Consider the following 16246-nt stretch of genomic DNA (forward strand, 5'->3'; position numbering starts at 1 on the left):
GAATTCGCCATGCGCACCGAACAACCGAAGATGATCTACCTGAAGGACTATCAGGCCCCCGAGTACCTGATCGACGAGACCCACCTGACCTTCGAGTTGTTCGAGGACCACAGCCTGGTCCATGCGCAGCTGGTGATGCGTCGCAACCCCGCACGCGGCGCCGGCCTGCCGCCGCTGGTGCTGGACGGCCAGCAGCTGGAGCTGCTGTCGGTGAGCCTGTCCGACCAGTTGCTGAGCGCCAGCGACTACCAGCTCGATGACAGCCACCTGACCCTGCACCCGACCAGCGCCAGCTTCACCCTGGACACCAGCGTGAAGATCCACCCGGAAAGCAACACCGCCCTGGAAGGCCTGTACAAGTCCAGCGGCATGTTCTGCACCCAGTGCGAGGCCGAGGGCTTTCGCAAGATCACCTATTACCTCGATCGCCCGGATGTGATGAGCAAGTTCACCACCACCGTGGTGGCCGAGCAGCACCGCTACCCGGTATTGCTCTCCAACGGCAACCCGATCGCCAGCGGTCCTGGTGAAGACGGCCGGCACTGGGCGACCTGGGAAGACCCGTTCATGAAGCCGGCCTACCTGTTCGCCCTGGTGGCCGGCGACCTGTGGTGCGTGGAAGACAGCTTCCGCACCCAGAGCGGGCGCGACGTGGCGCTGCGCATCTATGTCGAGCCGGAAAACATCGACAAGTGCCAGCACGCGATGAACAGCCTGAAGAAGTCCATGCGCTGGGACGAAGAAACCTACGGTCGCGAATACGACCTGGACATCTTCATGATCGTTGCGGTCAACGACTTCAACATGGGTGCCATGGAAAACAAGGGCCTGAACATTTTCAACTCCAGCGCCGTGCTGGCCCGCGCCGAAACCGCCACCGATGCCGCGCACCAGCGGGTCGAGGCGATCGTTGCCCACGAATACTTCCACAACTGGTCGGGCAACCGCGTGACCTGCCGCGACTGGTTCCAGCTGTCGCTCAAGGAAGGCTTCACCGTGTTCCGCGATGCCGGTTTCTCCGCCGACATGAACTCGCGCACCGTCAAGCGCATCCAGGACGTGGCCTACCTGCGTACTCACCAGTTCGCCGAAGACGCCGGCCCCATGGCCCATGCCGTGCGCCCGGAAAGCTTTATCGAGATTTCCAACTTCTACACCCTGACCGTGTACGAAAAGGGTTCGGAAGTGGTGGGCATGATCCACACCTTGCTCGGCGCCGAAGGCTTCCGTAAGGGCAGCGACCTGTACTTCGAGCGTCATGATGGCCAGGCGGTGACCTGCGACGACTTCGTCAAGGCCATGGAAGACGCCAACGGCGTCGACCTGAGCCAGTTCAAGCGCTGGTACAGCCAGGCCGGTACGCCACGGCTGGCGGTCAGCGAGGCCTACGACGCGGCGGCGAAAACCTACAGCCTGACCTTCCGCCAGAGCTGCCCGCAGACCCCGGACAAGGTAGAAAAACTGCCGTTCGTGATCCCGGTGGAGCTGGGCCTGCTGGATTCCAAAGGGGCGGGCATGGCCTTGCGCCTGTCCGGCGAAAGCGCGGCCCAGGGCACGTCCCGGGTGATTTCGGTGACCGAGGCCGAGCAGACCTTCACCTTCGTCGACATCACCGAACAGCCGCTGCCTTCGCTGCTGCGCGGCTTCTCGGCGCCAGTGAAGCTGAGCTTCCCCTACAGCCGCGACCAGTTGATGTTCCTCATGCAGCACGACAGCGACGGCTTCAACCGTTGGGACGCCGGCCAGCAGTTGGCCGTGCAAGTGCTGCAAGAACTGATTGCCCAGCATCAGCAGGGTCAGGCGCTGGTGATGGACGAACGTCTGGTGACCGCCCTGGGCACCGTGCTGGCGGATGGCAGCCTGGACCAGGCCATGGTCGCGGAAATGCTGTCCCTGCCGGGCGAGGCCTACCTCACCGAAATCAGCGAAGTGGCGGATGTCGAGGCGATCCATGCGGCGCGCGAGTTTGCTCGCCAGCAACTGGCTGACAGCCTGTTCGATGCGCTGTGGAAGCGTTATCAGGCCAACCGGGCAGTGTCCAAGGCCACGGCCTACGTGGCCGAGTCCGAGCATTTCGCCCGTCGCGCGCTGCAGAACATTGCCCTGTCGTACCTGATGCTCACCCACAAGCCCGAAGTGCTGGCGGCGGCCATCGAACAGTTCGACAGCGCCGACAACATGACCGAGCGCCTGACCGCCCTGGCGGTGCTGGTCAACTCGCCATTCGAGGCCGAGAAGGCCAAGGCCCTGGCGGTGTTTGCCGAGCACTTCAAGGACAACGCCCTGGTCATGGACCAGTGGTTCAGCGTGCAGGCCGGCAGCCCGTTGCCGGGCGGCCTGGAGCGGGTCAAGGCGCTGATGCAGCACCCGGCGTTCAATCTCAAGAACCCGAACAAGGTGCGGGCGTTGGTGGGTGCCTTTGCCGGGCAGAACCTGATCAACTTCCACGCGGCCGATGGTTCCGGCTATCGCTTCCTCGCGGATCTGGTGATCCAGCTCAACGGCTTCAACCCGCAGATCGCCTCGCGGCAACTGGCGCCGCTGACCCGCTGGCGCAAGTACGACAGCGCCCGCCAGGCGCTGATGAAAGGCGAACTGGAGCGCATCCGCGCCTCCGGCGAGCTGTCCAGCGACGTGTTCGAAGTGGTCAGCAAAAGCCTCGCCTGACGGCGGCAGCGGCTACACCTGTAGCCGCTACTGAGCCTGCGAAGCTGCGCAAAGGTCCGCAGGACCTTGCTTGGCGATCGCTGTCACACCTCTGTCGGTCTTGAGATTGATGCGTCCCTGCGACGCAGAGCCGTCCAGACCGTTCGCAGCCTGCGGCAGCGGCTACAGGGGGGGCAGTGCGCTGCTCAAGTCGCGGTGATAGTTCTGCGCGCCAATGGCGTGCAGGATGCCCACTCGCTCAAGCTTGGCATGCACCTTCAGGTTGGCTTCGCACAGTTTCACCACGATCCCGCGCTTGTGCAGCTGACCTATCACTTCCTCCAGGGTCTGCAGCCCAGTGATATCCATGAACGGCACATGCTTGAGGCGGATGATCAGCAGCCTGGGATCGCTGTGGGTCTGGGCCAGGGCCCGTTCAAAGGTTTCGGCAGCGCCAAAGAACAGGGGGCCTTCGATGGTATAGATCAGCACCCCGGCAGGCAGCTGCCCGCGTCCTTTGCCGCGCAATTCGTTCTCCAGATCCTCTCCCACGACCTGCTGCACCTCCACCGAGGAGGCCATGCGCCGCAGGAAATGCAGCATCGCCAGGATCACCCCGATATTCACCGCGATCACCAGGTCGCTGAACACCGTGAGCACAAAGGTGCACAGCAGGATCGCCACGTCCGCCCGCGGCGCGCGCTGCAGCATGCGCTTGAAGTGGTGCAGTTCGCTCATGTTGTAGGCCACCACGAACAGGATGGCGGCCAGGGCGCACAGCGGGATATTGGCCGCCAGCGGGGCGAGAAACAGGATGATCAGCGTCAGCACCCCGGCATGGACGATGCCGGCCAGGGGGCTGGTGGCGCCGTTGCGAATGTTGGTGGCGGTGCGGGCGATGGCACCGGTGGCAGCAAAACCGCCAAACAGCGGCGTGGCCAGGTTGGCAATGCCCTGGCCGATCAGTTCCTGGTTGGAATCGTGCCGGGTGCCGGCCATGCCGTCGGCCACCACCGCCGACAGCAGCGACTCGATGGCCCCGAGCATGGCGATGGCGAAGGCCGGGCCAATCAGGTCCAGCACCCGCGGCAGGCTGATCTGTGGCAGTTGCAGGCTCGGCAAGCCCTGGGGAATGCCGCCAAAGGCGCTGCCGATGGTGGCCACGCCGTCGAACTGGAACAGCGACTGCAGGGCGGTGGCCAGGGTCATGGCCACCAGGGGCGCGGGCAGGCGCTTGAGCCAGGGGATCTTCGGTACCCACAGCAACAGTCCGAGGCTGAGCAGGGCCAGCAGGGTGGTGGCCGGGTGCAGCCCGGGCAGTGACTGCAACAGGTGCCAGAGCTTTTGGTGAAAATGCTCGCCCTGGGCCGCGGGCAAGCCGAAGAAGTCCTTCCACTGGCTGACCCAGATGATCACCCCGATGCCGGCGGTGAAACCGAGAATCACCGGGTCGGGGATGAATTTGATCAGGGCGCCGAGGCGGCTGATGCCCAGCAGGAACAGGATGATGCCGGCCATCATGGTCGCCAGTTGCAGGCCGTCGACCCCGTACTGGGCGGTGACCCCGGCGAGAATCACGATAAAGGCCCCGGTGGGACCGGCGATCTGCAAGCGGCTGCCACCGAACAGCGACACCAGCAGGCCGCCGACGATGGCGGTGTAGATCCCCTGTTCGGGCTTGACCCCGGAGGCGATGGCGAAGGCCATGGCCAGGGGCAGGGCCACCACGCCGACTATCACCCCGGACACCAGGTTGCGGGCCCAGTGGGCGCGGCCCAGCAGCCCGGCTTTCCACGCCTCGCGTATGGCAATCATGCTGCACTCCTCAAGCTCGTCCGGCTGGCGCCCCATGCCGCTCATCATAGTCAACGGCGGGGGCGGGGGATGCATGCGCTGGATCAGTCTTTGGTCGAGTGACGGCTGGCCCGGGCCAAGCCGTCAGTCGCAGCAGCGAAAGCTTCGTCGCGGTCCGTGGCCTCGATCCGTGGCCCCCAGCGGCATCGATCAGCCCAGCGAATGCCCGAGTATTCAGGGGCCTGACCAGGCGCGTTGATTAACAAAAGATAACGTGGCGTTGATTGTCAGACCTTTCCAAAGCCCGATAGGATAGCTCGCAGCCAAAGGGGCTCTAGATTGCAGGTTTCAGGACGATCGTCAGGGTCGATCCAGGCCAGGCAAACCCCGGAAGGCGCCCTGAGAGGTCAAGTGACCTGACAATAATAAATGGGGGAATGGTCTATGAGTGAGCCTGTCATGGGCGTGGTTGTTGGCCGCCCGCCGGCGCTGCGCACGTTCGCACTGCTGGCTACAGCGCTCTCGCTGTTGGGTGTCGTGACGCTGTCGACACCGGTCCTGGCCGCTGCCTCCGCAGCGGATACGGTCTTTTCCATCGAATCGCCCAAAGCGGCGAAAAGCCTGATGCTCGATGTGGTCCACGCCGGCAAGCGCCTGGTGGCCGTGGGGGATCGCGGGCACATTCTCTATTCCGACGATCAGGGGGCGTCCTGGGTCCAGGCCAAGGTGCCAACCCGGCAGCTGCTGACGGCGGTGTACTTCGTCGACGACCAGCATGGTTGGGCGGTGGGCCACGATGCCCAGGTCCTGGCCAGCACCGACGGCGGTGTCACCTGGACCCAGCAGTTCCAGGACCTCAAGCGTGAAGCGCCGTTGCTCGATGTCTGGTTCAAGGACACCCGCAACGGCTTTGCCGTGGGGGCCTACGGCGCCTTGCTGGAAACCACCGACGGCGGCCAGCACTGGGAGGACGCCAGCGATCGCCTGGACAACGAAGATCAGTACCACCTCAACGCCATCGCCGAGGTCAAGGACGCCGGCCTGTTCATCGTCGGCGAGCAGGGCAGCATGTTCCGCTCGGCCGATGGCGGGCAGACCTGGGAACGCCTCGAAGGCCCCTATGAAGGCTCGCTGTTCGGCGTGATCGGCACCGGCCAGCCGGCGACGCTGCTGGTCTATGGCCTGCGCGGCAATCTCTATCGCTCCACGGATTTCGGCGGCACCTGGGAGCAGGTGGAGCTGAAGGCGGCCCGTGGCGCCCTGGAGTTCGGTCTCTCGGGCGCCACCTTGCTGGACGACGGCTCGCTGGTGATCGTCGGCAACGGCGGCAGCGTGATCCGCAGCACCGATCACGGCCAGACGTTCAGCGTGTTCAACCGCCCGGACCGCCTCTCGTTGTCGGCGGTGACCGCCGCCGGCAATGGCAACCTGATCCTGGCCGGGCAGGGCGGGGTGCGGGTTTCTGCGGCAAGCGGCGCTGAACTCGGCAAGTAGGCCGGGCACATAATAAGAAGGTGGGGAATTCCATGAGCAGTCATCACCAGGACAAGGCGAACTTTCTCGAACGCCTGATTTTCAACAACCGCCCGGCAGTGATCTTTATCTGCCTCTTGGTCAGCGCTTTCCTGTTCTGGCAGGCGACCCTGATCCGCCCGTCCACCAGTTTCGAAAAGATGATCCCGCTCAAGCACCCGTTCATCGAACGGATGATGGAGCACCGCAACGACCTGGCCAACCTGGGCAACACCGTGCGCATCTCGGTGGAAGCCCGCGACGGCGACATCTTCACCAAGGACTACATGGAGACGCTGAGGCAGATCAACGACGAGGTGTTCTACATCTCCGGCGTCGACCGCTCCGGGCTCAAGTCGCTGTGGAGCCCCAGCGTGCGCTGGACCGAGGTGACCGAAGAAGGCTTTGCCGGTGGCGAGGTGATCCCCCAGAGCTACAACGGCTCGGCCGAGAGCCTCGACAAATTGCGCAACAACGTCCTCAAGTCCGGTCAGGTCGGGCGTTTGGTGGCCAACGATTTCAAATCCAGCATCGTCGACATCCCGTTGCTGGAGTCCTACCCGGACCCACAGGACCAGGGCAAGCTGCTGGCCCTGGACTATCAGAAGTTCTCCCACCAGCTGGAAGAAAAGATCCGCGACAAGTTCGAGGCGCAGAACCCCAATGTGAAGATCCACATTGTCGGCTTCGCCAAGAAGGTCGGCGACCTGATCGATGGCCTGATCATGGTGGTGATGTTCTTCGGCGTGGCCTTCATCATCACCCTGGTGCTGCTGTACTGGTTCACCTGGTGCATCCGCAGCACCATCGCGGTGTTGATCACCACCCTGGTGGCGGTGGTCTGGCAGCTGGGGCTGATGCACGCCTTCGGCTTCGGTCTGGACCCTTACTCGATGCTGGTGCCGTTCCTGATCTTCGCCATCGGCATTTCCCACGGGGTGCAGAAGATCAACGGCATCGCCCTGCAGTCCAGTGATGCCGACAACGCCCTGACCGCGGCCCGGCGGACCTTCCGCCAACTGTTCCTGCCGGGGATGATCGCGATTCTCGCCGACGCCGTGGGTTTCATCACCCTGCTGATCATCGACATCGGGGTGATCCGCGAGCTGGCCATCGGTGCCTCCATCGGTGTGGCGGTGATCGTGTTCACCAACCTGATCCTGCTGCCAGTGGCGATTTCCTACGTCGGCATCAGCAAGCGCGCGATCGAGCGCAGCAAGAAAGACGCTTCTCGCGAGCATCCGTTCTGGCGCCTGCTGTCGAACTTCGCCAGCCCCAAGGTTGCGCCGATCTCCGTGGCCCTGGCCCTGGTGGCCTTTGGCGGCGGCCTCTGGTACAGCCAGAACCTGAAGATCGGCGACCTCGACCAGGGCGCTCCGGAACTGCGTCCCGACTCGCGCTACAACAAGGACAACAACTTCATCATCAGCAACTACTCCACCAGTTCCGACGTGCTGGTGGTGATGGTCAAGACCGCGGCCGAAGGCTGTTCGCGCTATGAGGCCATGGCGCCGATCGACGAGCTGATGTGGAAGATGCAGAACACCGAGGGCGTGCAGTCGGCGATCTCCCTGGTGACCGTGTCCAAGCAGATGATCAAGGGCATGAACGAGGGCAACCTGAAATGGGAAACCCTGTCGCGCAACCCTGACGTGCTGAACAACTCCATTGCCCGGGCCGACGGCCTGTACAACAACAACTGCTCCCTGGCGCCGGTGCTGGTGTTCCTCAACGACCACAAGGCCGCGACCCTGGATCGCGCGGTGCATGCCGTGCAGGAATTCGCCGCGCAGCACAACAGGGACGGCCTGGAGTTCATTCTCGCCGCCGGCAACGCCGGGATCGAGGCGGCCACCAACGAGGTGATCAAGGAGTCCGAGCTGACCATCCTGATCCTGGTGTACATCTGCGTGGCCGGCATGTGCATGATCACTTTTCGCTCCTGGGCGGCGACCCTGTGCATCGTCCTGCCGCTGGTGCTGACCTCGGTGCTGGGCAATGCGCTGATGGCCTTCATGGGCATCGGGGTCAAGGTGGCGACCTTGCCGGTGGTGGCGCTGGGGGTGGGCATCGGTGTCGACTACGGCATCTATATCTACAGTCGCCTGGAAAGCTTCCTGCGCGCCGGCCTGCCGTTGCAGGAGGCCTACTACCAGACCCTGCGCTCCACCGGCAAGGCGGTGCTGTTCACCGGTCTGTGCCTGGCCATCGGCGTGTGCACCTGGATCTTCTCGGCCATCAAGTTCCAGGCCGACATGGGCCTGATGCTGACCTTCATGCTGCTGTGGAACATGTTCGGCGCCCTGTGGCTGCTGCCGGCCCTGGCGCGGTTCCTGATCAAGCCGGAAAAGCTCGCCGGGCAGAAGGGCAACTCACTGTTCGCTCACTGATCCAGGCGTTTTGAACACCAAGCCGCGCCCTCGGGTGCGGCTTTTTCATGCCCGCTCCAGGGCATCGACAGGCTGGCGCCGCACAGCATTTTCAAGTCCTTGCGCCAGCGCCCGCTTGCCGCACCGACGGCAAGCGATGATTGCGCGCAATACGGGCCCGATCCCAGGGCGCCGATCAGCTATGATTGCGCCTTTCCAATTGATGATTGATCGCTATGACCGCTGCTACCGACACCTTGCTCACCGCCCTTGAAGCCTGCGACATGCTGGAAATCGACGGCCTGCACGCCTTCGACTTCACCCTCGACGAGCAGCGCCTGCTGATCGAGTGCATGGATGGTCGCGCCGCCAAGCGCTGGAGCTTCACCCTGGCCCAGGTGCAGGCCGCGACCTTCGACCAGGAACTGCAGAGCTGGACCCTGGCCGACGATGCCGGCGAGCACCGCCTGGTGTGCATGAGTGCGTTCAGTGCCCGCGACGAAGAGGAGGGTGAACATGAAGATGCGTAATTTCTGGCCGCTGCTGATGGCCGGCAGTGTTGGCGCCATGGCGGTCCAGGCGGCTCCCGCGGACAGCCAGGAGTTGCTCGTGGGCTCCTACACCCAGGGCCAGAGCCAGGGCCTGTATCGCCTGCATTTCAACGAGCGCACCGGGCAGATCGATGCCAAGCCGCTGCAAGTGGTGAAGAGCTCCAACCCGTCCTGGCTGACCCTGTCCAAGGACCTGAAATTCGTCTTCGCGGTGAATGAAAACAGCCCGGGACAGACCGACCCCATCGGCCGTGTCAGCAGCTACAGCCTGGCGCCCAAGACCCATCAACTGAGCCTGATCAACCAGGTGCAGAGCCAGGGCAACGAGCCTACGCACTCCAGCCTGAGCGCTGACGGCAACTACCTGTTCGTCAGCAACTACTCGGTGGACGTGGACCCGGGCGGCAGCCTGGCGGTGGTGCCGGTCAGTGCCGACGGTCATCTGTCGCCGGTGGTGCAGCTCACCAGCCATCCGGCCAGCCGGGTCGACCCCGAACGCCAGCAGTCGGCCCACGTGCATTCCTCGGTGTCATCCCCGGATGGCCGGTTTGTGTTCGCCAACGACCTGGGCGCGGACAGGATCTTCGTCTACCGCTATGACCCCAAGGCCAACCCGGAACATCCGCTGACGCCCGCCGAACCGGCCTTTGTCCAGCTGCCCCCGGGCAGCGGCCCGCGCCATCTGCTGTTCAGTGCCGATGGCAAGCGTGCCTACCTGACCCTGGAGATGAGCGCCCAGGTGGCGGTCTTCGACTATCAGGACGGCAAGCTGACCCAGCGTCAGCTGGTCGACCTGGCGGCCAGTGGCAACAAGGAGAAAAAGTCCGCGGCGGCCTTGCACGCTTCCAAGGACGGTCAGTACCTCTATGTCAGCAACCGTGGCACCGCCAACCAGTTGCTGGTGTTCGCCATCGATCAGAGCAATGGCCAGCTCAAGGAGATCCAGCGCCGCTCCGTGGAAGGCGATCACCCACGTGAGTTCAGCCTCGATCCGAGCAACCGCTACGTGCTGATCGGCAACCAGAAGAGCAACGAAATCGTGGTGATCGAACGTGACGCCAAAACCGGTTTCCTTGGCAAGACCGTGCAGAAACTGCCTTTCGAAGCCCCCAGCGACATCAAGTTCCTGGTGCGTCAATAAGCCGCAGGCCCCGTGTTCCGGGGCCTGACTGCTTCTATCAATGACGCTGATAATCGCTACTGCTGCAAAGCATTTTTTCCCGCCAACCCTCGGGAGTAAGTTTGCTCCACGGCCCACCAGGGCCAGTCAGCCAACTGAATCCGAGGGTTAAACCGATGAACTTCAATCTCTTCTCCGTGATCGCCGCCTCCGCCATTTCCGCCAGCGTGGCCCTGCCAGCCAGCGCCAACGTGGAAATCAGCCAGAAGAAATCCGGCACCAACACCTACACCCAGAAGTACCTGCAACAAAGCGCCCACTTCTACGCCGCCCTGGACCACAAGAGCCACGGCTGATCGGGTCGCTTCACGCCTATGCGGGCGAGCCGGCTGGCAGTTCCAGCGTGCCCCTTAGCCACTGAGTTCCTCATAGCCTTTGCGCCCAAGCCTGACTGGTTGGCCGACCTTATGAGCGACAGGGTCTGCTCCAGGTCATAGGCGAAGGCGCAAGGGGAAAGGTTGGTCCGGTGTTGGTCAGCCGTCGATCAATCTTGCGGAGCCTGGACAGTCGAACGTCCAATACGGGCGAGAAAAATGCCGATATCCCGATTGGACCGCAGACAAACCACGCGGCAAGCCGATGGCGCTGTTGCCACAAGTTGCTGCATTTTTTCTCGCGCCGATTTTTTCGTCCGCCACATGAATCTAAAAAACGCCGGCAGGTTCGCCAGCAGTTCGGGGCAGTTTTCCGGCAAGTCGGGCCGAGACTGACCGCGTTGCAGCAGCGTTCTGCGCATTACGCGCAAGAATCGAAGCGTCGCCGAACGATCAATCCATATCAAAAGATCTGCACGGGCCACCCGGTTGTGCCAGGTGACCGAATGGCCACCTTCGAAAATCCAGCGATCTTGAGCCTCTACATCGAGACAAAGCCGCGTCTTCTCGTCCGGGCTGCGTTCGATCCACCCTGGCTGCCAGTGGATGGTGTCGATGTGCACGACCGGCAAGCCCGTGCGCCGACCCAGCTCACGCGCCAAGGTGCTTTTGCCTGACCCAGGTTGACCAATAATCATCACCCGTTGCATCGAAGCTCCTTCTCGCTATGCACGCTGTTTTTTGGGGCGGGCGATTCTACGTCAATGCTGACCTCGGTCAACCACCGACGGCCAGCACGACCGGCCACAACCGGCCCTTGCTCTGTCAGGCCTGCGGTGCACCCAAGGCTTCGACGACTTCGTCTATGAAGTGCCTGAGCTTGGCGCAGGGGCGACGGTCGAAGGGGTAGATCAGATTGACGGGATACGTGGGCCCTTCGAACTCCTCGAAGAGTACGACCAGTTCACCCCGTTGCACGTAGGGCATCAGGACATCCTCGACGCAGAGCGTGATGCCGAAATCCGACAGTGCGGCGTTCACCTTGGCCTGGGTGTTATTGACTTTCAGTCGACTCGTGATGGGGATGGTGAACGTCTGCCTGTTTTTGGTGAATCGCCAGAGTTTGTCCGTCATTCGATCGGAGAAGAGATAGCCCAGGCAATCATGGTCCACGAGCTGTTCGGGATGGAGCGGGGTCCCTTTGCGCGACAGGTAAGCGGGGGATGCGCAAGCAAACATCCTGAAAGGTCTCAAGCCGCGTTGAACCAAGGTCGCGCTGTCGGCCAGCTGGGGTTTGCCCAGCCGGAACACGACTTCGTATCCCTCTTCCACGATGTTCACGAACCTGTCCGTCAACTCCAGCTCGATTTCCGTTTCCGGGTAACGCGTCAGGTATTGGGTCAGGAACGGGATGAGTCTGTGGGAACCATAATTGTAGGGCGCGCTGATTCTGATTTTGCCGCGGGGAGTCGAGTTTGCTGACTGCGCCAGTTCATCGGCGTCTTCAACGTCACTGAGGATAGCCTTGCAGCGCGAGTAATATTCCCTGCCCACGGCGGTCAAGCTTTGGCGGCGAGTGGTTCGGGTGATCAGCTTGATTCCTAGCTGAGATTCCAGATTGCCGACCTGCTTGGCTATCAGCTGTGGCGTCACGCCTAACACCGCAGCCGCTGCCGAGAAGGAGTCTGCCTCCGCTGCTGCAACGAACGCCGCCATGCTTTTCAGCTTATCCATATCTACAACCTTTGGTTGTCAATGTTATTTGATATTGAACATTTATCTTCAAGATCTTCATGCTTAGCATTTCGTGGGTCAATAAAAAGAAGCGCAGCGCGCTTTACACAATGGAGGGTATGCAATGGTGAACATTTCCCACGAAACGGCAGAGGATACGCAGCGCAGACTGTTGCACGTAATGACCGAGGCGCGTGTCCGGTTCTTCCCCGGCACTTACGCGTTTCTGGAGTTTCCTTTGTCGTCGTTTCCTGGTGCCGCACGCCCTGATGCACTGGCGCTCGTAAGAGATGACAAGGTATGGAGTCAGCTAGTCCCCTGTGCGGACGTCGAGCAAGAGCTGTTCGCGGTCTTCCGGTTCCATTTTCCCGACGGCGCCGACAACAGCGGGTTCGTTGGCTGGTTGGCAATGCGCCTGAAGCAGAGGTTTGGGACCGGTGTTTTTGTGACTTGTGGCCAGCATCGAGAGGAGGGCGGGATCTTTGATTATTGGGGCGTCCCGGCGAGCCTGGGGGCAGATGTCTTCGCAGAGATCCAGGCCTTGGTGGATGGCCAAGTGGACGGTGAGGAGGGCGTTTCCCTATAGCGGCTCCGTTCGTCAGAGCCAGAGCCGGGGTCGACGACCTTTCGCTCGGGGCCTTCTCCCCTAGGGGGCTTGTTGGGCGGTGTTCCACTTGCCGGCAAACAGGCCCCCAAGGCATGTGCCGCCAGTGATGACGCAAATGGGTGGTGCGTTTGCGACGCAATCCGCATGCGTGGCAAATTTTGCTTGGTAGTATCACATAGCCATATGTTTAAATTTGACGCTGAATTATTGACTCTTTCCCGAGCAAGGATCGATAGCATGGTAATGCGTCTGGCTGTGGTGCTGCTGTTGCTCTATTCCACTCCCATCCTGTCTTCTGCGCAGCCTGTCGAAGGTGAGCCGGAAACTTCCCGCGAGCGCCTGGCCAGCCTGTTGCAGGACTGAAGCGCTTTTTAGCAGGGGCTCTCAGGGTAGAAGGTGCGGGCCCCGTGATGGGGCCCGCCGTGAGGGCTTCAGCCCTTGGTCGAGCCGCGCTTGACCAGCTTCATCACCACCACGAAGAACACCGGGACGAAGATCACCGCCAGGGTCGCGGTGATCATGCCGCCGATCACCCCGGTGCCGATGGCTTGCTGGCTGGCGGAGCTGGCGCCGGTGGCGATGGCCAGGGGCACCACGCCGAGGATGAAGGCCAGGGAGGTCATGACGATCGGCCGCAGGCGCAGGCGCGCGGCTTGCACCGTGGCGTCGATCAGGTCGTGGCCTTCGTCGTACAGGCTCTTGGCGAACTCGATGATCAGGATCGCGTTCTTCGCCGACAGGCCGATGATGGTGATCAGGCCGACCTTGAAGAACACGTCGTTGGGCATCCCGCGCATGCTCACCGCCAGCACCGCGCCCAGCACCCCCAGGGGCACCACCAGCAGCACCGAGGTCGGAATCGACCAGCTTTCATACAGCGCCGCCAGGCACAGGAACACGATCAGCAGCGACAGTCCCAGCAACAGCGGCGCCTGGCTGCCCGAGAGGCGTTCCTGCAGCGACAGGCCGGTCCACTCCAGGCCCAGGCCGGCGGGCAACTGGCTCACCAGTCGCTCGATTTCCTGCATGGCTTCACCGGTGCTGTGGCCCGGAGCCGGCTCGCCGGAGATGGCGATGGCCGGGTAGCCGTTGTAGCGGGTCAGCTGGGCCGGGCCCAGGGTCCAGCTGGCGCGGACGAAGGCTGACAGCGGCACCATCTTGCCGGCGCTGTTGCGCACCTGCATCCGCAGCAGGTCCTCGACCTGGCTGCGCTGGTCGCCTTCGGCCTGGACCACCACCCGCTGCATCCGTCCCTGGTTAGGGAAGTCGTTGATGTAGGCCGAGCCCAGGGCGGTGGACAGCAGGTTGCCGATATCGGCGAAGGACACGCCCAGGGCATTGGCCTGCTTGCGGTCCACTTCCAGTTGCACCTGGGGCGCTTCGGCCAGGGCGCTTTCGCGGACGTTGGCCAGGATCGGGCTCTTTTCCGTGGCCGCCAGCAGCTCGGTCCGGGCCTGCATCAGCGCGGCATGGCCGACGCCACCCCGATCCTGCAGACGGAACTCGAAGCCGCTGGAGGTGCCCAGGCCGTCGATCGGTGGCGGCAGCACGGCGTAGACCACGGCGTCCTTGATTGCGCTCAGCGCCGCGTTGGCCCGGTCGGCGATGGCCATGGCCGAGTCGTCGCTGCCCCGTTGCGACCAGTCCTTGAGGGTGGTGAAGGCCAACGCCGCGTTCTGTCCGCTACCGGAGAAGCTGAAGCCGAGGATGACGGTGCTGTCGCCCACGCCCGGCTCGCCGGCGTTGTGCGTTTCGATCTGCTCCACCACCTTGACCGTGCGGTTCTGGCTGGCGCCGGGCGGCAGCTGGATATCGGTGATGGTGTAGCCCTGATCCTCCACCGGCAGGAAGGAGGAGGGCAGGCGACTGAACAGCAGCGCCATGATCGCCAGCAGCGCGACGTAGATCAGCAGGTAGCGGCCGGTGCGCTTGAGGGCGTAGCTCACGCCGCCCTCGTAGCTGTTGCTCAGGCGTTCGAAGCGCCGGTTGAACCAGCCGAAGAAGCCCTTGCGCTCATGGTGCTCGCCGGCGGCGATGGGCTTGAGCAGGGTGGCGCACAGGGCCGGAGTCAGGGTCAGGGCGAGGAACGCCGAGAACAGGATCGAGGTGGCCATGGACAGGGAGAACTGCTGATAGATCACCCCCACCGAGCCCGGCATGAAGGCCATGGGAATGAACACCGCCACCAGCACCAGGGTGATGCCGATGATGGCTCCGGTGATCTGCTTCATCGCCTTGCGCGTGGCGTCCTTGGGCGACAGGCCCTCGGTGGCCATGATCCGCTCGACGTTCTCCACCACCACGATGGCGTCGTCCACCAGGATGCCGATGGCCAGCACCATGCCGAACATGGTCAGCACGTTGATGGAGAACCCCAGGGCCAGCATGGTGGCGAAGGTGCCCATCAGCGCCACCGGCACCACTAGGGTCGGGATCAGGGTGTAGCGGATGTTCTGCAGGAACAGGAACATCACCAGGAACACCAGGGCCATGGCTTCGAGCAGGGTGTAGATCACCTTGGTGATCGAAACCTTGACGAACGGCGAGGTGTCGTAGGGGATCTTGTATTCCACTCCCGCCGGGAAGTAGCGCGACAGCTCGTCCATCTTGGCGCGGATCAGGGTCGCGGTGCTCAGGGCGTTGGCCCCGGGCGACAGCTGCACACCGACCGCGGTGGACGGCTTGCCGTTCAGGCGCGTGCCGAACTGGTATTCCTGGCTGCCCACTTCCACCCGCGCCACATCGCCGATGCGCACCGTGGAGCCGTCCGGGTTGGCCCGCAGCACGATGTCGGCGAACTCCTCGGGGGTGGTCAGCTGGCCCTTGACCAGAATGGTCGCGGTGATTTCCTGGCTGGACGGGTTGGGCAGGTCGCCGATGCTGCCGGCCGGGACCTGGGCGTTCTGCGCCGCGACCGCGGCATTGACGTCCGCCGGGGTGAGGTTGAAACCGACCAGTTTCTGCGGGTCGACCCAGATGCGCATGGCCCGTTCGGCGCCGTACAGCTGGGCCTTGCCGACGCCGTCCACGCGACGGATCTCGTTCATCACGTTGCGCGCCAGGTAGTCGCTGAGGCCGACGTTGCTCAGGCGCCCGTCGTTGGAGGTCAGGGTGATCAGCAGCAGGAAGCCGGCGGACACCTTCTCCACCTGCAGGCCTTGCTGGGTCACGGCCTGGGGCAGACGTGGCTCCACCGCCTTGAGGCGGTTCTGCACATCGACCTGGGCCAGCTCAGGATTGGTGCCGGGCTGGAAGGTCGCGGTGATGGTGGCGCTGCCCAGGCTGCTCTGGGAGGAGAAGTACAGCAGGTGATCGGCGCCGTTGAGCTCCTGCTCGATCAGGCTGACCACCGATTCGTCCAGGGTCTGCGCCGAGGCGCCGGGATAGACGGCGTAGATCTCGATCTGCGGCGGCGCCACGTTGGGGTACTGCGCCACCGGCAACTGGGGAATTGCCAGGGCGCCACCCAGGAGGATGAAAAAGGCGACCACCCAGGCAAAGACCGGGCGGTCAATAAAGAATTGCGGCATGTCGTACTA

Annotated in this window: 12 protein-coding genes; 8 read left to right on the forward strand and 4 right to left on the reverse strand. The window is 63.2% G+C overall.

The genetic code is table 11. The features are described from left to right. Positions 1 to 9: 9 nt before the first annotated feature. Positions 10 to 2667: an aminopeptidase N gene (gene pepN, locus PST29_RS14275; protein WP_060839073.1), complete on the forward strand. Its 2658-nt coding sequence runs from the start codon at positions 10 to 12 to the stop codon at positions 2665 to 2667. A 162-nt stretch (positions 2668 to 2829) separates the two neighbouring features. On the opposite strand, the gene PST29_RS14280 is transcribed toward pepN, so the two are convergent. After that, complete coding sequence (locus PST29_RS14280; RefSeq protein WP_060845122.1) at positions 2830 to 4461, reverse strand: SulP family inorganic anion transporter; 1632 nt, start codon at positions 4459 to 4461, stop codon at positions 2830 to 2832. A gap of 423 nt (positions 4462 to 4884) precedes the next feature. Here PST29_RS14280 and PST29_RS14285 point away from each other — a divergent pair, with 423 nt between their 5' ends. The 5 genes from PST29_RS14285 to PST29_RS14305 all read left to right on the forward strand — a co-directional run bounded on the left by PST29_RS14285 (position 4885) and on the right by PST29_RS14305 (position 10348). Continuing rightward, entirely contained in the window at positions 4885 to 5934 is a 1050-nt protein-coding gene (locus PST29_RS14285; RefSeq protein WP_060843453.1) for a WD40/YVTN/BNR-like repeat-containing protein, read from the forward strand. 32 nt (positions 5935 to 5966) lie between these two features. After that, the gene (locus PST29_RS14290; protein WP_060839076.1) at positions 5967 to 8342 is read left to right on the forward strand and encodes an efflux RND transporter permease subunit; all 2376 of its coding nucleotides are present in this window, start codon (positions 5967 to 5969) and stop codon (positions 8340 to 8342) included. Positions 8343 to 8557: 215 nt separating this feature from the next. Continuing rightward, entirely contained in the window at positions 8558 to 8851 is a 294-nt protein-coding gene (locus PST29_RS14295; protein ID WP_060839077.1) for a DUF5629 family protein, read from the forward strand. Next, complete coding sequence (locus PST29_RS14300) at positions 8838 to 10013, forward strand: lactonase family protein (RefSeq protein WP_060839078.1); 1176 nt, start codon at positions 8838 to 8840, stop codon at positions 10011 to 10013. Before PST29_RS14295 ends, PST29_RS14300 begins: the two co-directional genes overlap by 14 nt. Positions 10014 to 10168: 155 nt before the next feature. Next, positions 10169 to 10348: a hypothetical protein gene (locus tag PST29_RS14305; RefSeq protein ID WP_060839079.1), complete on the forward strand. Its 180-nt coding sequence runs from the start codon at positions 10169 to 10171 to the stop codon at positions 10346 to 10348. 188 nt (positions 10349 to 10536) lie between these two features. On the opposite strand, the gene PST29_RS14310 is transcribed toward PST29_RS14305, so the two are convergent. Both PST29_RS14310 and PST29_RS14315 read right to left on the reverse strand, forming a co-directional pair. Then, positions 10537 to 11076: an AAA family ATPase gene (locus PST29_RS14310; protein WP_060843454.1), complete on the reverse strand. Its 540-nt coding sequence runs from the start codon at positions 11074 to 11076 to the stop codon at positions 10537 to 10539. A 115-nt stretch (positions 11077 to 11191) separates the two neighbouring features. Beyond that, complete coding sequence (locus PST29_RS14315) at positions 11192 to 12100, reverse strand: LysR family transcriptional regulator (protein ID WP_060843455.1); 909 nt, start codon at positions 12098 to 12100, stop codon at positions 11192 to 11194. Positions 12101 to 12224: 124 nt separating this feature from the next. On the opposite strand from PST29_RS14315, the gene PST29_RS14320 reads away from it, so the two are divergent. Both PST29_RS14320 and PST29_RS32525 read left to right on the forward strand, forming a co-directional pair. Beyond that, complete coding sequence (locus tag PST29_RS14320; RefSeq protein WP_060839082.1) at positions 12225 to 12686, forward strand: DUF6196 family protein; 462 nt, start codon at positions 12225 to 12227, stop codon at positions 12684 to 12686. A 258-nt stretch (positions 12687 to 12944) separates the two neighbouring features. After that, positions 12945 to 13070, forward strand: a complete 126-nt coding sequence (locus PST29_RS32525) for a hypothetical protein (RefSeq protein WP_258230278.1) — start codon at positions 12945 to 12947, stop codon at positions 13068 to 13070. A gap of 68 nt (positions 13071 to 13138) precedes the next feature. Here PST29_RS32525 and PST29_RS14325 read toward each other — a convergent pair whose 3' ends face one another. Continuing rightward, on the reverse strand, positions 13139 to 16237 hold the full coding sequence (locus PST29_RS14325; protein ID WP_060843456.1) for an efflux RND transporter permease subunit: 3099 nt from the start codon (positions 16235 to 16237) through the stop codon (positions 13139 to 13141). Between the last annotated feature and the right edge of the window lie 9 nt (positions 16238 to 16246).

The sequence above is a fragment of the Pseudomonas sp. St29 genome, assembly GCF_001547915.1.
Taxonomy (GTDB): domain Bacteria; phylum Pseudomonadota; class Gammaproteobacteria; order Pseudomonadales; family Pseudomonadaceae; genus Aquipseudomonas.